The sequence below is a fragment of the Geodermatophilus arenarius genome, assembly GCF_042654585.1.
In the GTDB taxonomy this organism is placed as follows: Bacteria; Actinomycetota; Actinomycetes; order Mycobacteriales; family Geodermatophilaceae; genus Geodermatophilus; species Geodermatophilus arenarius.
In genome coordinates this window covers 73382-91642 of record NZ_JBHSGR010000002.1, presented here as the reverse complement: position 1 = coordinate 91642, position 18261 = coordinate 73382, and the positions used below count along the sequence as shown (strand labels likewise).

The 18261-nt window shown below is 75.6% G+C and carries 17 protein-coding genes and 1 other RNA gene; 12 read left to right on the top strand and 6 right to left on the bottom strand.

Going from position 1 to position 18261, the window contains the following annotated elements; all coding sequences use genetic code 11:
* Positions 1-40: 40 nt before the first annotated feature.
* The 10 genes from ACFO3M_RS02870 (at position 41) to ssrA (ending at position 9000) form a co-directional block, all read left to right on the top strand.
* Positions 41-1204 (top strand): serine hydrolase domain-containing protein, encoded by a 1164-nt coding sequence (locus ACFO3M_RS02870; RefSeq protein WP_387986092.1) that lies wholly within the window; start codon positions 41-43, stop codon positions 1202-1204.
* A gap of 34 nt (positions 1205-1238) precedes the next feature.
* Positions 1239-2135, top strand: a complete 897-nt coding sequence (locus ACFO3M_RS02865; protein ID WP_387986090.1) for an amidohydrolase family protein — start codon at positions 1239-1241, stop codon at positions 2133-2135.
* On the top strand, positions 2132-2503 hold the full coding sequence (locus ACFO3M_RS02860; protein WP_387986089.1) for a VOC family protein: 372 nt from the start codon (positions 2132-2134) through the stop codon (positions 2501-2503). Before ACFO3M_RS02865 ends, ACFO3M_RS02860 begins: the two co-directional genes overlap by 4 nt.
* Positions 2504-2547: 44 nt before the next feature.
* Positions 2548-3564, top strand: a complete 1017-nt coding sequence (locus ACFO3M_RS02855) for a GNAT family N-acetyltransferase (protein WP_387986087.1) — start codon at positions 2548-2550, stop codon at positions 3562-3564.
* Positions 3564-4004 carry a GNAT family N-acetyltransferase gene (locus ACFO3M_RS02850; protein ID WP_387986084.1) on the top strand — a complete coding sequence of 147 codons (441 nt, stop codon included), beginning with the start codon at positions 3564-3566 and terminating at the stop codon, positions 4002-4004. Before ACFO3M_RS02855 ends, ACFO3M_RS02850 begins: the two co-directional genes overlap by 1 nt.
* 10 nt (positions 4005-4014) lie before the next feature.
* Positions 4015-4893 carry an SCO6745 family protein gene (locus ACFO3M_RS02845; protein ID WP_387986082.1) on the top strand — a complete coding sequence of 293 codons (879 nt, stop codon included), beginning with the start codon at positions 4015-4017 and terminating at the stop codon, positions 4891-4893.
* Complete coding sequence (locus tag ACFO3M_RS02840; RefSeq protein WP_387986079.1) at positions 4890-5423, top strand: carboxymuconolactone decarboxylase family protein; 534 nt, start codon at positions 4890-4892, stop codon at positions 5421-5423. The genes ACFO3M_RS02845 and ACFO3M_RS02840 overlap by 4 nt, the downstream gene beginning before the upstream one ends.
* A 47-nt stretch (positions 5424-5470) precedes the next feature.
* Positions 5471-7075 carry an SLC13 family permease gene (locus tag ACFO3M_RS02835; protein ID WP_387986076.1) on the top strand — a complete coding sequence of 535 codons (1605 nt, stop codon included), beginning with the start codon at positions 5471-5473 and terminating at the stop codon, positions 7073-7075.
* 254 nt (positions 7076-7329) lie between these two features.
* Complete coding sequence (locus tag ACFO3M_RS02830; RefSeq protein WP_387986074.1) at positions 7330-8472, top strand: magnesium and cobalt transport protein CorA; 1143 nt, start codon at positions 7330-7332, stop codon at positions 8470-8472.
* Positions 8473-8624: 152 nt separating this feature from the next.
* Positions 8625-9000: a transfer-messenger RNA gene (gene ssrA / locus ACFO3M_RS02825) on the top strand.
* Positions 9001-9090: 90 nt separating this feature from the next.
* On the opposite strand, the gene ACFO3M_RS02820 is transcribed toward ssrA, so the two are convergent.
* Complete coding sequence (locus ACFO3M_RS02820) at positions 9091-9501, bottom strand: TIGR03668 family PPOX class F420-dependent oxidoreductase (protein ID WP_387986072.1); 411 nt, start codon at positions 9499-9501, stop codon at positions 9091-9093.
* A 223-nt stretch (positions 9502-9724) separates the two neighbouring features.
* On the opposite strand from ACFO3M_RS02820, the gene ACFO3M_RS02815 reads away from it, so the two are divergent.
* Positions 9725-10639 carry an oxygen-binding di-iron domain-containing protein gene (locus tag ACFO3M_RS02815; protein WP_387986069.1) on the top strand — a complete coding sequence of 305 codons (915 nt, stop codon included), beginning with the start codon at positions 9725-9727 and terminating at the stop codon, positions 10637-10639.
* 45 nt (positions 10640-10684) lie between these two features.
* Here ACFO3M_RS02815 and ACFO3M_RS02810 read toward each other — a convergent pair whose 3' ends face one another.
* Entirely contained in the window at positions 10685-11377 is a 693-nt protein-coding gene (locus ACFO3M_RS02810) for a DUF4386 domain-containing protein (protein ID WP_387986067.1), read from the bottom strand.
* A 95-nt stretch (positions 11378-11472) separates the two neighbouring features.
* On the opposite strand from ACFO3M_RS02810, the gene ACFO3M_RS02805 reads away from it, so the two are divergent.
* A complete protein-coding gene (locus ACFO3M_RS02805; protein ID WP_387986064.1) occupies positions 11473-12159 on the top strand; it encodes a TetR/AcrR family transcriptional regulator C-terminal domain-containing protein in 687 nt (228 codons plus the stop codon).
* Between the two features lie 15 nt (positions 12160-12174).
* Here ACFO3M_RS02805 and ACFO3M_RS02800 read toward each other — a convergent pair whose 3' ends face one another.
* The 4 genes from ACFO3M_RS02800 to ACFO3M_RS02785 form a co-directional block, all read right to left on the bottom strand.
* Entirely contained in the window at positions 12175-13830 is a 1656-nt protein-coding gene (locus ACFO3M_RS02800; RefSeq protein ID WP_387986062.1) for an NAD(P)/FAD-dependent oxidoreductase, read from the bottom strand.
* Positions 13831-13895: 65 nt separating this feature from the next.
* Positions 13896-15023, bottom strand: coding sequence for a VldE C-terminal domain-containing protein (locus ACFO3M_RS02795; RefSeq protein WP_387986059.1), 1128 nt, complete (start codon positions 15021-15023; stop codon positions 13896-13898).
* A 136-nt stretch (positions 15024-15159) separates the two neighbouring features.
* The gene (locus tag ACFO3M_RS02790) at positions 15160-16254 is read right to left on the bottom strand and encodes an FUSC family protein (protein ID WP_387986058.1); all 1095 of its coding nucleotides are present in this window, start codon (positions 16252-16254) and stop codon (positions 15160-15162) included.
* 10 nt (positions 16255-16264) lie between these two features.
* On the bottom strand, positions 16265-18130 hold the full coding sequence (locus ACFO3M_RS02785; protein ID WP_387986056.1) for a BCCT family transporter: 1866 nt from the start codon (positions 18128-18130) through the stop codon (positions 16265-16267).
* Between the last annotated feature and the right edge of the window lie 131 nt (positions 18131-18261).

Genomic DNA, 18261 nt, shown 5'->3' with positions numbered 1-18261 from the left:
CGGCCTTCCGGGGTGCGCGGGCGCGGAGCAGCCTGCCCGCATGCCCGGGCCACGGCGTGCGCTGTCCCTGCTGGTCCCGCTGGTCACGGCGGTGGCGCTGGCCGGTGTCCCGGCGACGGCGGTCGCCGACACCGCGCCGGCGCGGGACACCGCGGCGCTGCAGGCCGCGCTGACCGACCTCGTCCAGCAGCCCGGCGGCCCGCCCGGGGCGGTGGTGACGCTGGGGCGCGACGGGGACCTCGACGTCCTCCCCGCCGGCGTGGCCGACCTCGCCACCGGGCGCCCGCCCGCGGCCGGGGACGCCGTGCGGGTCGCCAGCGTGGCCAAGGCGTTCAACGCCGCCACGGTGCTGGCCCTGGTGTCCCGCGGCGTCCTCTCCCTGGACGAGCCCGTCGGCACCTGGCGGCCGGACCTGCCGCCGGCCTGGCAGCCGGTCACCCTGCGCCAGCTGCTCGGGCACACCAGCGGCATCCCCGACTTCAGCCGGAGCGAGGCCTTCGCGGACGCGCTGCTGTCGTCGCTGCAGGACCCGCCGCCGCCGCGGGAGCTGCTGTCCTACGCCGAGGACGAGCCCCTGCTGTTCGCGCCGGGCTCGGAGTACCGGTACTCCAACTCCGACAACGTGGTGGCCGGCCTGGTGGTCGAGGCGGTCACCGGCCGTCCCTACGCCGAGGTGCTGGCCGCGCTGGTGCTGCGGCCCGCCGGCCTGACCGCCACGGGCCTCCCCGCCGGGCCGGACCTCCCGACCCCGTACCTGCACGGCTACGACGTCTCCGAGCAGCCGCCCGAGGACGTGAGCACGGCGATCGCCGCCGGCTGGTCGTGGGCCTCGGGCGGGGTCGTGTCCACCCCGGCCGACCTCGCCCGGTTCGTCGGCGTCCACGTCCGCGGCGACCTCACCGACCCGGCGACCCGGGCCGAGCAGTCCACCTTCCGGCCGGGGTCGTCGGAGCCGCCCGGCCCGGGGGAGAACTCCGCCGGCCTCGGGGTGTTCCGGTACGACACCCGCTGCGGCACCGTCTTCGGGCACACCGGCAACACCGCGGGCTACACCCAGTTCGCCGCCGCGACCGCCGACGGCGCGAGGACGGTCACCGTCTCGGTCACCGGGCAGCTCACGCCGGGCAGCGCGCCGGAGCTGTTCCCGCGGCTGCGCGCCGTGTTCGAGCTGGCCACCTGCGCGGCCGTCGCCGGACACCGGTGAGCCCGGTCCCCGGGCCGGCGCTACGTTCGCTCGGGTGAGCTGCGATCCACCGGTCGACGACGACGACGTCCCGCGGTTCTGGCGCGAGCTGGGCCTGCCCGGCCTGGTCGACGTGCACGTGCACTTCCTGCCGCCGCGGGTGCAGGCGAAGGTGTGGTCGTACTTCGAGGCGGCGGAGACGCACTACGGCACCGGGTGGCCGGTGCACTACGCGCTGCCCGAGGACGAGCGGCTCGCCGTCCTCGACCGGCTCGGCGTCCGTGCCTTCCCGACCCTGCCCTACCCGCACAAGCCGGGGATGGCCGCCTGGCTCAACGACTGGTCGTCGGGGTTCGCCGACGCGCACCCGCAGGTGCTGCGGTCGGCCACGTTCTTCCCGGAGCCGGAGGCGCCGCACTACGTCGCCGAGGCGCTCGACCGCGGGGTGCGGGTGTTCAAGGTGCACGTGCAGGTGGGCGCCTTCGATCCGCGCGACCCGCTGCTGGACCCGGTGTGGGCCCGGCTGGAGGAGACCGGCACCCCGGTCGTCGTCCACTGCGGCTCCGGCCCGCTGCGCGGCGAGCACACCGGCCCCGGGCCCGCCGCCGGCCTGCTCGAGCGGCACCCGCGGCTGCAGCTGGTGATCGCGCACCTGGGCATGCCCGAGTACCGGGACTTCCTCGACCTCGCCGAGCGGTACGAGCGGGTGCACCTGGACACCACGATGTTCGCCACCGACTTCACCGAGCGGCTCATGCCCTTCGACCGCGCCGACCTGCCGCGGCTGGCCGCGCTGCGGGAGAAGGTGCTGCTCGGCAGCGACTTCCCGTCCATCCCGTACCCCTACGCCGAGCAGCTGGCCGCGCTGTCCCGCCTCGACCTCGGCGACGACTGGCTGCGCGCGGTGCTGCACGACAACGGCGCCCGGCTGTTCGGGATCGGTGCCCGGTGATCCGGCTGACCGCCCCCGTCCTCGGCACGCCGGACCCGCGCGGGCTGGCCCGCTTCTACCAGCGGCTGCTCGGCTGGCCGGTCCGCGACGACGGGCCCGAGTGGGCCACGCTGCGCCCCGACGACGGCGGCACCGGCCTGTCCTTCCAGCTCGAGCGCGACCACGTGCCGCCGGTGTGGCCGCCGGAGCCGGGCACCCAGCAGGTGCAGGTCCACCTCGACCTGGAGGTCGACGACCTCGACGCGGCCTGCGCGCTCGCCGAGGAGGCCGGCGCCCGGCGGATCGGCGGCTACGACGACCCGCACGAGCTCGTGCGGATCTACGCCGACCCCGTCGGCCACCCGTTCTGCCTGTTCGTGCGGGTCTGAAACCGGTCGCCCGCGCCCGCGGAGCCCGCCTAGCCTGACCGCCCGTGACCGACGTGCTCCCCGCCGACGTGACCGGCCTGCCCGGCGGGCTGACCGCCCGCCCGCTCACCCTCGACGACGCCCCCGCCGCGGCCGACCTGCTCGCGGCCGCCGAGGCCGTCGACGACACCGGCGAGCACGAGGACGCCGGCGACCTGGCCGAGTGGTGGGGCCGCGAGCTGGTCGACCTGCCGTCCGACGGCCGGGCCGTGGTGACCGGGGACGGGCGGCTGGTGGCCTGGGCGACGTCGATCTCCCAGCGCGGCGGCCGCGAGGCGCTGCGCGTCTGGGCCGAGGGCCGGGTGCACCCGGACTGGCGCGGGCGCGGCATCGGCCGGGCGCTGGTCGACTGGCAGGTGCGCCGCGGCACCGCGCAGCACGCGGCGTTCGCCCCGCCCGGGCTGCCCGGCCGGCTCGTCGCCAGCGCCTGGCCCGCGATGACCTCGCTGGAGCGGCTGCTGCGGCGCCGGGGCTTCGCGGTCGAGCGGCTGTTCGCCGCGATGGAGCGCCCGCTGGACGAGCTGCCCGCCGTCGTCGTGCCCGCCGGGATCGAGCTGGCGCCCTTCACCTGGGACCGCGACGACGAGGTGCGCCGCGCGCACAACGCCGCGTTCACCGAGCACCACGGCTCCACCGAGCGCGACGAGACCGCCTGGCGCACCTGGTTCACCGGCGTGCGGGCGTTCCGGCCCGACCTGTCGGTGCTGGCGCTGGACGGCGACGGTGCCGTCGCCGGGTACGTCCTCGCCTACGTGTACGAGGCCGACACCCGCGCCACCGGGATCCCCACCGTCCACTTCGGCCAGATCGGCGTGCTGCCCGGCTCCCGCGGGCGCGGCGTGGCGGGCACGGCCATCGCCGCCGCGCTGGCCCGCGCCGCGGCCGACGGGTGCCGCGCGGCCCGCCTCGACGTCGACACCGAGAACACCACCGGCGCGTTCGCCCTCTACGAGCGCGTCGGCTTCCGGGTCGCCCGCACCCACCACGCCTGGGCGTTCCCGGTCCCGCCGGTCGCCGGCTGATGCGCCCGGCGCGGGAGGCGGACCTGCCGCTGGTCGAGGCGGCCGAGCGGGCCTACATCCGGGACGTCGAGCCCGCGCAGGAGGCGGCCTGGACCGCGGCGCTGGACCGCAACCGGGCGCTGTGGCGGGACGACCTGGCCCGCACCACCGTGCTCGAGGTGGACGGGGACCCCGCCGGGTTCGTGATGTGGACGCCCGACGACGGGGCCGGGCTGGTGGTGACCGTGCAGGTGCTGCCGCCGTACCGCCGGCGGGGCCACGGGCGGCGGCTGCTCGAGGCGTGCGCCGCCGACGCCGCGGCCGCCGGCCACGCCGAGGTCCGGCTCGGCGTGCACCGGGACAACCCGGCCCGCGCCCTCTACGAGACCGCGGGTTTCGTGCCGGCGGGGGAGGACGGCGAGTACCTGCTGTACCGCCGGGTGGCCCGGGCCGCTCGCTAGGGTCGCCGGCATGGTCACCGCCGATCAGCCCGTCCTCGACCCCGCCCTCGTCGGCCGCGCGCACCGCGCCGTCGAGCCGCTGCACAACCACGTGTACTTCGTGCCGGAGACCGATCAGCACCTGACGGCGATCGGCCTGCGGCCCGGGCGGATGGTCTACTTCGCCGGCCGCGCGGCCCCGATGGGCGCGGTCGGCCCGGGCGTGGTGACGGCGACCTTCTCCAACTTCTCCCCGAAGCTCGTGGCGCGGCACGTCCCGCGGGCGTGGACGCTGGCCTCGCCCGCGCAGGTCGTGGAGGCGCGCTCCGCCTCCGCCCGCGCCTCGCTGACCCGGCTGCTCGGCGGTGAGGAGGCCGCCGCCGCACCGGAGGTCACCGAGCTCGGCGACCTGCTCGCCGACGCGTGCTCGGTGCTCCCCGCCGAGGGACGTCCGCTGTACGCCGGCCACGCCGACCTGCCCTGGCCGGAGGACCCGGTCACCCGGCTCTGGCACGCCGCGACGCTGCTGCGCGAGTGGCGCGGCGACGGGCACGTCGCCGTCCTGGTCCACCACGGCCTGTCGGGCCTGGAGGCACTGGTCACCCACACCGCCACCGGCCGCGGGTTCCTGCCCGCGTCGGCGAAGGCCACCCGCGGCTGGAGCGACGAGGACTGGGCTGCCGCCGCCGCGCGCCTGGCCGACCGCGGCCTGCTCGACGGCGACCGGCTCACCGAGGCCGGTCAGCGGCTGCGCGCCGACCTCGAGGCCGAGACCGACGCCCTGGGGACCACGCCGTGGGCGCACCTGGGCCCGGAGCGCACCGCCCGGGTGGTCGAGCTGGGCAAGCGGATGTCGGCCACGCTCGTCGCCAACGGCGCCTACCCCTCCGGCGTCTTCGCCGGCCGGTGACCCCGCGGCTGCCCGAGGCGCCCGGCGAGGGGCCGACGGCGGACCTGCTGCGCGCCCGGCGCGGCGGCGTCCTCTCCACCCTCGACCGGCTGCTGCTGCACAGCCCGCCGGTGGCCGAGGGCTGGAACGCGCTGCTCGGCGCGCTGCGCGGCGGCACCACGCTCCCCGCCGACCTGCGGGAGCTGGTCGTCCTGCGGGTCGCCGTCCTCGCCGGCGCGGAGTTCGAGTGGGCCGCGCACGAGCCGATCGCCCGCCGCGCCGGGCTCACCGACCTGCACCTGCGCGTGCTGCGCGCCGACGACGCCACCGCCGAGCCGGTGTGGACGCCGGCGCAGGCCGCCGTGCTGGCGTTCACCGACGCCTCGGCCGGCGCTGTCACCGTCCCCGACCCGGTGTTCGCCGCGGTGCGTGAGCACCTCGACGACCGCGGGGTCGTCGAGCTCGCCGTGCTCGTGGGCGGCTACGCGATGGTCGCCCGGTTCCTCGTGGCTCTGGAGATCCCCCCGCCGGAGGGAGAGGTTCCGGGCTGACCCGGTTCTCCCTATCGTGTGCTGCAGGTCACACCCGGGGAGCTGCCATGACCACGACCGACCGTCCTCCGCAGCGCACCGACGTCGACGCCGCCTTCCGCGGCTCGGCCACCTACCGGAGCCTGGGGGAGCAGCAGCTCAGCCCCGCCGAGGAGCGCTTCGAGAAGGGCCGCCGGACCGTCGGGCTGTTCCTCGCCCCGGTCGTGACGATCGTCTTCGCGCTGCTCCCGCTGGACCTGCCCCGTGACCAGCACCTGCTCGCCGCGGTCCTGCTGGGCGTCATCGTCCTGTGGATCACCGAGCCGGTGCCGATCCCGGTGGGCGGCCTCATCGGCGTGGGCGCGATCGTCGTCCTCGGGGTGGTGCCGGCGGACGACGCGGTGGGGCCGCTCGGCTCGACGACGGTGTTCACCTTCATCGGCGCGTTCATCCTGGCCGCGGCCATGCTCAAGCACGGTGTCGCGCGGCGGTTCGCGATGGCGATCCTGTCGATGCAGTGGGTCGGCGCGTCGACGGCGCGGGTCGTCATCGCGTTCGGGCTGATCACGGCGGTGCTGTCGGCGTTCGTCTCCAACACCGCCACCGTGGCGATGCTGCTGCCCACGGCGATCGGCATCCTCTCGGTGATCGCCAAGCTGATGCAGGACAAGGAGCTGGTCCGGCCGGACTTCGACCCGTTGCGGCTGCGGGTCGGCGTCGCGCTGATGCTGATGCTGGCCTACGGCGCGAGCGTCGGCGGGCTGATCACCCCCGTCGGCACGCCGCCGAACCTGATCGGCCGCGGGCTGATCGAGGAGGCGACGGGGGAGCGGATCGGGTTCCTCGACTGGATGCTCATGGCGCTGCCGATCTGCGCGCTGATGTTCGTGGCGCTGGCCGCGGTCCTGCTGCTGCTCAACCGGCCGGAGATCAAGCGGATCGAGGGCGTGCACGAGTACGTGCGGCAGGAGCGCGCCCAGCTCGGTCCCGTCTCGCGGGCGGAGAAGAACACGCTGATCGCCTTCGGCATCACCGTCGCGTGCTGGATCTTCCCCGGCGTCATCGCGCTCGTCGCGGGCACCGACTCCGACGTCTACACGACGATCAGCGACCGCATGGACGAGGGCATCATCGCCGTCCTCGGGGCGTCGCTGCTGTTCCTGCTGCCCACCGACTGGAAGCGGCGGGAGTTCACCCTCAACTGGTCCGACGCCGCCAAGATCGACTGGGGCACGATCCTGCTGTTCGGCACCGGGATCATCTTCGGCTCGCTGCTCGCCGACACCGGCCTGGCCGAGACGATCGGCAACAGCTCCGCCGACTGGCTCGGCCTGACCAGCACCTTCGCGATTACGGTCTTCGCGGTGATCCTGGCGATCATCATCAGCGAGACGACGTCGAACACCGCCTCCGCCGCGGTCGTCGTGCCGATCATCATCCCGGTGGCCGTGGCCGCGAGCATCAACCCGTTCGTGCCCGCCCTGGCGGCGACCTTCGCGGCGTCCTTCGGGTTCATGCTGCCGGTGTCGACGCCGCAGAACGCGATCGTCTACGGCTCCGGCGTCGTGCCGATCACCAAGATGATCCGCTCGGGGATCTCCTTCGACGTCCTGGGCGCACTGCTGATCGTGGTCCTGCTGCCGGTGATGGTGGACCTGGTGCTCTCGGTCTGACGAGTGAACGGAGAGGGAACTCTCCCTCTCCGGGGAGCCCTCCCGCGCGGGGACGTGTCACGATGGACGACGGCCCGCGGGATGCCGGGCGCCGGTCGACGGGGAGGAGGGCGAGCCATGCGCAGCGAGCCCCCCAGTCCCAGTCCCGAGGCCCTCCCCGCCTAGGTCCCGGTCGCGCCACGCGCGCCGGGGCAGCGCTCGCGTGGAGGGCCTCCGCTGAGTCCCGCCACCCAGCGTCCCCCCGGAGCCCCGTCATGGCCGACCGTCGCCTCGCGCCCCTCACCGCCCTGTCCACCCTCGGCCGCCGCCCGCGGCCGCAGGTCCTGCGGCCGGTGCCGCCCCCGCAGCCGGCGCCACCGCAGCCCGAGCGCCAGTCGCGCCTGGTCGACAACGCCGTCTACGCGAGCGGCCGGCGCATCGCCACCCCGCCGTCGGCGGAGGAGAGCCACGACTGGCTGACCGAGGGCTTCGACGACCGGCTGGTGTGGCTGGGCCTCTACCGGCCCGAGCCCGCGGAGCTGGGGGAGCTGGCCGAGCAGTACGACCTGCCCGACCTCGCCGTCGAGGACGCGATCCAGGCCCACCAGCGGCCCAAGTTCGAGCGCTACGGCGACACGCTGTTCGTCGTCCTCAAGGCCGCGCGCTACCTGGACGCGGCCGAGGAGGTCGAGTTCGGCGAGCTGCACCTGTTCCTCGGCCGGCAGTTCGCGATCACCGTCCGGCACGCCGAGTCGCCGGACCTGGCCCGCGTGCGGCGGCGGCTGGAGAGCGAGCCGGCGCTGCTGGCCAAGGGCAGCGAGGCGGTGCTGTACGCGATCCTCGACGCCGTCGTCGACGGGTACTCGCCGGTGGTCGCGGGCCTGGCCAACGACATCGACGAGATCGAGACCGAGGTCTTCCGCGGGGACCCCGGCGTCTCGCGGCGCATCTACGAGCTGTCGCAGGAGGTCCTGGAGTTCCAGCGGGCCGCCCAGCCGCTGACCGGGATCCTCGCCGCCATCACCGCGGGGTTCGACAAGTACGGCGTCGACGAGGAGCTGCGCAGCTACCTGCGGGACGTCGCCGACCACGTCACCCAGGTCAACGAGCGCATCGAGGCCTTCCGGCTGCAGCTGCGCGACATCCTCACGGTGAACGCGACCCTGGTGGCGCAGCGGCAGAACGACGAGATCCGCGAGCTGACCGAGGCCTCGATCGCGCAGGGCGAGGAGGTCAAGAAGATCTCCGCCTGGGCGGCCATCCTGTTCGCCCCGACGCTGGTGGGCACGGTCTACGGGATGAACTTCGACGACATGCCCGAGCTGTCGTGGCACCTCGGCTACCCGTTCGCGCTGGTGCTGATGCTGGGCGTGAGCCTGACGCTGTACGCCGTGTTCAAGCGCCGCGACTGGATCTGACGACCGTCACCGCCTGTTGATCATCGGCCGCGTGCACGACGACACGCCGTCGCCCGGCGTGTCGGGCGGCAGTCATCCGATGATCAACGCGCCGGGACGCCGAGGGAACAACCCGGTGGCCGACCCGGTTACGATGGGTGCACAACTACACAGGGGGTGAATGGTCTCGACTGCGGTCGGGTGACCAGGGGAAGCGAGCCGAGGAAGCCGACGATGAGCTCGTTAACCACGCGTCGGAAACAACACAAGCGCCGACAAGAGTCAGCGCGCGTACGCCCTCGCTGCCTGATCAGCGAAGGTGACGCTGTCAGCCCGGGTTCCGTCATCGGCCCGGAGTCTGGCATCAGCTAGATGACTCACCGTGCGTGCCGGTCGCGGGCGTGCACGGGACACCTCACAGCGACTGGGCCCGTCATCCCGACGTGTTCGTGCGATCGGGAGGGTCGAGCAGAGGCAGAGCGGACTGCGCTCGGAGAAGCCCTGGTGATGCGTCGCAGGACGCGGGTTCGATTCCCGCCACCTCCACCCACCCCGAGGCCCTGGCGAAGAGCCGGGACCCGCTCGGCGAAGAGGCCGGGGCCACCGCCACGGCGGTGGCCCCGGCCTCTTCGCCTGCACTCACGTACTCGACCACCCGCTCCAGCGTTCGACGCTGACGACGACCAGCGGCCCGCACGGCGGCTGGTCGCGGTACTGGGGATGCCGATCGACGAGCGCGGCCAGGCCCGGGTGGCCGGTGCCCGGATCGTCGATGACGACGCCGATGCCGTCGGCGCGCACCCACCAGAGCCGGCTCCAGTCCTCCTCGTAGTGGTCGACCAGCAGGGCACACCGGGGCTCGTGGCGCAGGTCGGTCAACCGCTGCAGCTGTGTCGTCCGCTTGGGTTTGGCGTCGACGGCCAGCCAGACGGTGTCGGCGGACGCCGCGAACACGACCGGGACGAGGTGCGGAGCGCCGTCCGGGCGGACGGTGGCCAGGCGAGCGACGGCGGCGGAGGCGAAACGCTCGCGCAGCTCCGCTGTCCGCACCGGTCGGTCAGCCGCTGACGGCAGTCGTCGAGCGACCGGCGACCGCCTCCGGTACGGCGTCCCGCCCGACGGGCGGTGCCGGCGGTGCGAGCTGCTGCCGGACCACCACGGGTCCGGCCGGCGGCCCCCCGAGGACGAGGGGCCCTGGTGGGTGCCGGGGAGCCGCCCTACGTTCGAGGCGGCCGAGGAGGCGGCCACCGAGCGCGACCACCGGAGGCGTCCCGTGGACAGCCCCTACCGAGGTCAGGACGACGTCCACGTCCTGCCCACCAACATCTCCCTGCCGGGGGTCGGCGTCCTCCCGATCAACGCCTACCTGATCACGTCCGAGGAGCCGGTCCTCATCGACAGCGGCATCGCCGTCGACGCGGACCAGTTCCTCGACGCGGTCGGCTCGATCATCGACCTGCGGACCCTGAAGTGGGTGTGGCTCACCCACGACGACGCCGACCACACCGGCAACATCCAGCGGATCATGGAGGCGGCGCCGAACGCCCGGCTGGTCACGCACGGGTTCGCCGCCCTGCGCATGTCGACGTGGTGGCCGGTCCCCATGGAGCGGGTGCACGCCATCCGGGCCGGTGACGAGATCCACGTGGGGGACCGCACGCTCACCGCGGTCGCCCCGCCGCTGTTCGACAACCCGATGTCCCTCGGCGTCCTGGACCGGTCCACCGGGGCGCTGTTCACCGTCGACGCCTTCGGGGCGCTGCTCCCGGAGCCCACGCAGGACGCGTCGGACGTGTCCCCGGAGGCCCTCGCCGGCGGCATGATCGGCTGGGCCACGTCGGACTCGCCCTGGGTGCACCTCACGGACGAGGTCCAGTTCGGCCGGGTCCTCGACCGCGTCCGGCAGATCCAGCCCCGGCGGATCTTCTCCTCGCACCTCCCCGTCGCGAGCGGGACGGAGTTGGAGGAGTTCCTCCGTGTGCTGGCGCAGGTCCCCACCGCCGAGAGGTTCGTGCCACCGGACTCCGAGCAGTTCGCCGACATGATCAAGGCCATGGCGGAGATGCAGCGCGCCGGCGAGCAGGTCCCCGCGACCCCGACGGTGGCCGGCCCGCCGGCGCCGGGCGTGACCCCGCCGGCGCCGCGACGACCGAGCTCACCGGCGGGCGAGACCGTCCGGAGCCCGTAGCGGCACCCCCGGGGGTCCCGCGGCCGCGGGACCCCCGGTGACACCTCAGGCGGTGACCAGGTCACGCCGCCCGGGCGCCTGCGCCGGGGCCGTGCGGAAGCCGCGGGCGATGAGGTAGACCGCCAGGCCCATCTCCCACACGGTGACCGGGACGGCGCAGAGGAAGCCCCACACCGAGACCTGCTCGTAGACGCCGAACAGCACGGCGGTGGACGAGAGGAACACCAGCGGCCCGCCGACCAGGCCGGTCACCGCGATCCACCGGGGCGCCAGGCGGCCCCGGTGCACCAGCGCGGCCAGCAGCAGCGTGTTGACGCCGATGACCAGGCCGGGGCCGACGAGGAACGTCGCGTCGTGCAGGGCCACCAGCCCGCGGGCGACGGCGACGGACGACGCGTCGTCCCCGGCCGACCGGAGCGCGACCACCGCGAGCACGCTGACGATCCCCACGACGATCACCGCCGCCTCGAGCAGCCGCCCGCACACGTAGCCGAGGGCCAGGGCCCGGCCGTGCCGCTCGATGACCGGGTACGCCGCGACCGCGGTGCCGATGCAGGCCGCGGCCAGCACGACCTCCAGCAGCGCGCCCCAGCGCACCTGCGTGTCCGCGCCCGCACCCAGCACGTAGGCCGGGTCGCCGAGCAGCGGCTGGTACAGCGCCAGCGCCGCGATCGCGCTGACCGCGGCGACCAGGAAGAACACGCCCGTGACGACGGCGGCTCCGCGGGACTCCCTCATGACTCTGTCTCCTCCGAGATGGTGGTGTACGGCGTACACCGACGGCGTGGACGTTAAGGTGTACGCCGTACACCCGTCAAGCAGGGAGGGGTCGGATGGCACGGGAGCCCCTGAACCGGGCGCGGGTCCTCGCGGCCGCGGTGGCGCTCGCCGACGAGGCGGGCCTGGGTGCGGTGAGCATGCGGCGGCTGGCCCAGGAGCTCGGCGTCGTCCCCATGGCGCTGTACAAGCACGTCGCCGACAAGGACGAGCTGCTCGACGGGATGGTCGACGTCGTCATCGGGGAGTTCGAGGAGCCCGCCCCCGGGGCGGACTGGCGCGCCGCGGTCCGGCAGCGGCTGCTCTCCGCCCGCCGGGCGGTGCTGCGGCACGCCTGGGCGCGGAAGGCGATCGAGTCGCGCACCCACCGGACGCCCGCCGTCCTCGGCCACATGGACGCCGTCGCCGGCACCTTCCGGGCCGGGGGGTTCTCCGTCGACCTCACCCACCACCTCATGCACGCCCTCGGCAACCGCATCTGGGGCTTCAGTCCCGAGCTGTTCGAGGAGCCGCGCGACGACGACGCGCCCGAGCCCACGCCGGAGGAGCGGCAGGCGGTGGCCGCGGAGTTCGCGCGGCGGTTCCCGCACGTGCTGGAGATCGCCACGGCGGCCACCGGTGGCGACCTGTCCGCGGTCGGGCAGGGCTGCGACGAGGACTTCGAGTTCGCCTTCGCCCTCGACCTGCTGCTCGACGGCGCCGAGCGGCTGCGCGCGCGGGGCTGGCGCAGCTCCCCGTCCTGACGGGCGCGCGGCGGCTCAGACGGCGAGGAGCTGGTGGACCAGCCGGATCGCGATCGAGCCCTCGCCGACGGCGGAGGCCACGCGCTTGACCGACCCGTGCCGGGCGTCGCCGGCCGCGAGGACGCCCGGGAGGCTGGTCTCCAGCGGCAGCGGGGGACGGCCGAGGGCGCGGACGGCGCCGGCGCTCACGTCCGGCCCGGTCACGACGAAGCCCGCGGGATCGCGCTCGACGGCCGGGGGCAGCCACTCGGTGTGCGGCCGGGCGCCGATCATGAGGAAGAGCGCCTGGGCGCTCACCGTCTCCTCCGCGCCGCTCGCGCGGTCCCGCAGCACGAGGTGGTCGAGCCGGCCGTCGCCGCCCCCGCCGACGACCTCGGTGCCGGTCCGCACCTCGACGCCGGGCGTCCCCTCGACCTGGCGCGCGAGGTAGTGCGACATCCCGGCGTCGAGCGACGCGGCCCGCACCACGAGCGTGACCCGCTCCGCGAAGCGGGCCAGGTGCAGCGCCGCCTGCCCGGCGGAGTTGGCGCCCCCGACGACGTAGACCTCCTCGCCCGCCACCAGCGGGGCCTCCGACGCCGCGGCGCCGTAGGAGACGCCGGCCCCGCGCAGCGCCTCCAGCGACTCCACCCCGAGGCGCCGGTAGCTGGCGCCGGGCGCGAGGACCACCGCGCGGGCCACCACGACCCCGCCGGTGTCGAGCGAGACGACGATGCCGTCGGGCTCGTGCGCGAGGTCGGTGACCTCCTGCATGAAGGCGAACCGGGCGCCGAACAGCCACGCCTGCTCGTAGGCGCGGCGCGCCAGCTCCCCGCCGGTCACGCCGCGGGGGAAGCCCAGGTAGTTGCGGATCGCCGAGCTGGAGGTCGCCTGGCCGCCGATGCTGCCGGAGTCGACGACGATCGTGCGCAACCCCTCGGAGGCGCCGTAGACGCCGGCGGACAGGCCGGCCGGCCCGCACCCGACGATGACCAGGTCGTAGCGGTCACCGGACGGGTCGATCGCCGTCCCCGCCGACCGCGCGATGTCGAGGTCGGTGGGGTCCTCGAGCACCGTCCCGTCGGGCATGACCAGCAGCGGCAGCCTCCGCCGCTCCCGGTCGGCCAGCAGGGCGCGGCCCTCGGCGGAGTCGGCCAGGCAGAAGCGGTGCGGCATCGCGCAGCGGCCGAGCACCTCCCGCAGCTCGTAGGCCCGGCCGCTCCAGGTCTCGCCGACGACGTCGATCGTGTGCGGCGCGCGGCGCCGCGTCTGCGCCCACGCCAGCAGGAAGCCCGACACGGCCTGGTGGAACTGCTCGTCCGGCGGCGGCGCGGGGCGCACCAGGTAGTGGTCGATGCGGCCGCGGGCGATCGCCTCGAGGACCGCGTCCCCGGTGCCCGGGGTCCCGACGTGCGCCCACGGGACGAGCAGGGCCCGCTCGGCGTGCGGGAACCGGCCGCGCACCTCCGCCAGCAGCTCCGTTCCCGGGGCACCGGACACCGTCTCGCCCGCGAGCACCAGGGCGACCTCCTCGCCGGCCCCCGCGAGCTCGTCCAGCAGGGCGAGCGCCTCGTCCGCCGACCCCCGGCACTGCACGCGGTAGTCCCGCTCGTACCGGCTGCGCAGTTCCCGCCCGACGGCCTCCAGCAGGGCCGGGTCGTCGTCGACGGCGATCAGCACCGGACCGCTCATGCGCGCGCAGCGTAGGGAGCCGGCACCACCCGGCCCAGGGTCGAGGGACCCGGGACCGGCCCGGGTCACCCGTGCGGCGGGGTGAGCCGGCGCGGCAGGCAGGCGTTGGTCAGCCCCGCGCCGTGCAGCTGGGGGTAGGTGGCCGCGCACCAGGCCTCGACGTCGGCCCGGCCGCCGAACGCGGCGTCGACCACGGTGATCCAGTACGGGTCGCCGTCGGGTGCGGTGGAGCGCCGGCCGAAGTCGGTGCCCTGCAGCACGTACAGCGCCGACGGGTCGGTCACCGTCGCGAGCCCCGCCCGGCTCTCGGCGAGGACGTCGACGGCGGAGAAGGTGTGCGAGCCGTCCTGCGCGGTCTGCAGCGGGTCGGTGATGCCGACGTCCTTGGACGCGAGCTGGGCGACCCACCGGCCGTCCAGCGGGACCCGGGCCAGCGACTCCTCGCGCAGCGCCGCGAGCTCGGCCAGCGCGCGGGCCTCGGCGTCGGGCTCCCCGGCGTCCTCCCGCGGCTCGGCGGCCGCGGCGGTGCTCGGCGCGGGCTGCTCCGCGCCGGCCGCGCACGGCGGCAGGTCGCCGGGCGCCGGGTCGGGCGTGCACGGGCCGGTGTCGACGCGGGCGGCGACGCCGGTCCACCACGAGGTGGTGCCCATCGCGCCGGCCCACGACAGGGAGACGTGCACGTGGTCGGTGTGCGGGCTGGCCCCGTCGTACGGCTGCCACCCCCGGGCCGGCGACCAGATCTCGCGGTCCCAGATGACGTACATGACGCCGAGCCGCCGCGCCGCCCACGCGGACTCGCCGGAGGGTCCGGGCGCGGTCAGCCACGCCAGGAACTCCTCGGCGACCGCCCGCTGCGCCGGCACGCCCGCGTCGAGCATCCAGTCGAGCGCGCGGCCCTCCTTGTGCTCGCTCGGCCCACCGACGGCGCACTCGCGGGAGATGCCGACGCTGCCGGTGCCGTAGTGGGCCAGCAGCGCGTCGGCCAGGTCGCGCGCGCCCGGCTTGGGCGCGGGGTCGCAGACCGCCTGGGCGACGTAGGGGGCCGGCGCCTCGACCGCCGGTGGCGCGGCCGCCGGGGGCGTCGGTCCCGTCGCGGCGGCGGAGGCGGGGGACGCGGGCAGCAGCGCCGCCAGGCCGGAGGCGAGGACGGTGCCGACCAGCGTGCGGCGGCGGGGCAGCGGGGTCGGGCGCACGGCGTCCTCCGCGGTCTCGGGAGTCCGGCGCGGCTCATCCCAGGGGGACGACGCGGCGGCGGTCCAGCCCCCGAGCCGCCCCGGTTCCGGCTCCGCGGCGTGGCGGCACGCGCCGCGAGCGCCACGCCCGGCGGGCTCAGGCGTCGACGGTGGGCGACCGGCCGCGCAGCGTGTCCAGCGACCGGTACATGCCGACGGCGACCGCGCCGAGCGCGACGAACCCCTCGTCGTCGGCCGCCGCCGACTCGCGGAGCAGCGCGGTGAGCCGCCGCAGCGCGGCACCGGCCTCGCGGACCGCGTCGTCCCCGCCGTCGGTGGACCCGGCGGCGCGCAGCACCCGGGCGAGGCCGTCGAGCGCGTCGGCGAGCAGCCAGCCGGTGCCGCCGTCGACGCGGTCGATGCCGCGGCGGTCCGGGGGGAGGTGGGCCACGAGCGTGGTCAGGTCGTCGACGAGGACGGCGACCCGGTCGAGCGCCCGCGACTCCTGCCGGACCCGCGCGGCGGTGCCGCCCCAGCGCCGCGCCCGCGGGTTGGCCAGCCGGGCGCGCTCGACCACGGCCTCGGCCGCGCGCATCCGGTCCAGCGCGGCGTCCAGGTCCCGCCGGGGCCGCACCCACTCGCCCGGCGCCGGGAGCGCGCCGCCCCGCAGCCCGCCGGCGATGCCGTGCAGGTGCCGGGCCAGCAGCGCCCGCGTGGTCGCGATCGCCCGGACGGCCGCGGTGAGCTGCATCGGCGGGAACAGCACGGTGGTGACCATGACGCCGATCGCCGCCCCGAGCAGGGTCAGCCCGGCGTAGGCGGCGGCGTAGCGCGCGGGGTCGGCCGCCGTCCCGACGGTGAGCATGAGGACGGCGGCGAAGCTCACCCAGCTCGCGTGCTCCTGCAGCACCCGCCACTGCTCGACGCCGATCGCCAGCGCGACGATCAGCGCGATGGTGAGCGCGCCGGGCAGCGCCTGCTCGGTGAGCCGGTGGACCGTGACGCCGAGGCCGAAGCCCAGGAGGATGGCCAGCACCGTCCGCCAGGCCGCGGCGGCGGAGTCGGCCACCGTCGGGTGCACGGCGATGACCGCGCCGAGCGGCGCGTAGTACGCGTACTGGGTGAACGGCGGCGGCAGCAGGACCGCCACCTGCCAGGCGAGCGCGGCGGCCAGCGCCGCCCGCACCGCACGCTGCACCCAGGGCCGGCGCAGCAGCTCACGCGTCCGGGCCCCCGCCCCCGGCGTCCGCACCGCGGTGCGGCTACCCGCCCGGCCGCGCCCGGGCGGCGGGCTCGGCGCCGTCGCCCGCGGGCGCGTGCCCGGCCGTGTCGCCCACGGGCGCGTGCCCGGCCGTGTCCTCGACCGTGTTCCCGGTGACCCGCACCGACGGGACTCCCGGCGCCCCCTCCCCGCCGGCCTCCACGACCAGCGCGAAGTCCTCGCCGTGCCGGCTGATGCCGTCGACGACGGCCTGCTCGACCGCCTCCGCGGCGTAGGTGCGGCGCAGCACCATGGGGTCGGTGCGCACGTCCTTGGCGAGCGCGACGGCCAACCCGACCATGACCAGCGCGAAGGGCAGCGCCGCGATGATCGTCAGGTTCTGCAGGCCGGTGAGCGCCTCGCCGCCGCCCACCAGCAGCATCACCGCCGCGACGGCGCCCATGACCACGCCCCAGAACACCACCGTCCCGCGGCGGGGCCTGAGCGTGCCGCGCTCGGACAGCGAGCCCATGACGATCGAGGCGGCGTCGGCCCCGGAGACGAAGAAGATCGCCACCAGCACCACGACCAGCACCGTCGTGGCGGTGACCAGCGGGTACTGCTCCAGCACCCCGAACAACTGCCCCTCCGAGGTGGCCTGCCCGGCGACGTCCGCGCCGGACCGCTGCGCGGCGATGCCGGCCCCGCCGAAGACGGCGAACCACACCAGGCTCACGCCGCTGGGCACCAGCAGGACGCCGGTGACGAACTGGCGGATGGTGCGGCCGCGGCTGATCCGGGCGAGGAACAGCCCGACGAACGGCGTCCACGAGATCCACCACGCCCAGTAGAAGACCGTCCAGCCGCGCAGCCACTCCGCCGTCGCCGGGCCGCCGCTGGCCTCGGTGCGGGCGGCCATCTGCGCGAGGTCGGCGACGTAGCTGCCGACCGCTCCGGGGACCAGGTTGAGGATCAGCACGGTCGGTCCGGCCACGAAGACGAACAGCGCCAGGACGACGGCGAGCACCATGTTGACGTTGGACAGCCACTGGATGCCCCGGGCGACGCCGGAGACCGCGGACGCGACGAACGCCGCGGTCAGCACCGCGATGATCCCGACCAGGACGCCGTTGCCCACGTCGCCGGCCCAGCCCAGGATCTCCACGCCGCTGCCGATCTGCAGCGCGCCCAGGCCGAGGGAGGCCGCCGAGCCGAACAGCGTGGCGAAGATGGCCAGGACGTCCACGACCCGGCCCGCCCAGCCCTCGGTGCGGCGCCGGCCGAACAGCGGCTCGAACGCCGCGCTGACCAGCGTCCGGCGGCCGCGGCGGAACGTGCCGTAGGCGATGGCCAGCCCCACCACGGCGTAGATCGCCCAGGGGTGCAGGGTCCAGTGGAACAGGGTCGTGGCCATGGCGGTCTGCACGGCCTCGGGGGTCTCGCCGGCCACCGTGCGCGGTGGCGGGGTGACGTAGTGCGCGAGCGGCTCGGCGACGCCGTAGAACATCAGCCCGATGCCCATCCCCGCGCTGAACATCATCGCGACCCACGAGACGGTGCGGAACTCCGGCGCCTCGTCGTCGCGGCCGAGCGGGATGCGGCCGTACCGGCTGGCCGCCAGCCACAGCACGAAGACGACGAACGCCGAGGCCAGCGTCACGAACAGCCAGCCGAGGTTGGACTCGATCCAGACCAGCGCGCTGCTGCTGGCCGAGCCCAGGCCGCTCGGGCTCACGAACCCCCAGGCGACGAACGCCAGGGCCAGCACCGCGGCGACGGTGAAGACGACGCGGTCGAGCCGGGCGCGCGCGTCGGCCGCCGGGAGAGGCGGCTCGGCGATGGCGGGGTGCGGGTCGGTGGGGAGCGGGGCGACGGCCGGTGCGGCCGCCCCTCCGTCGGGGTGTCCGGGCGGTGCGGTGGGGCTCACTGGTCTGCGTCCGCGCACGCGCGGACGACCCTCCGTTCGGTCGACTGCTGGGGGACCGCGTCCCCGGCGGGCAGGAGTGCGCGCACGGTCAGCACGCAGGCCCGCGCTCCCAGCCTCGGTGCACCCCGCCG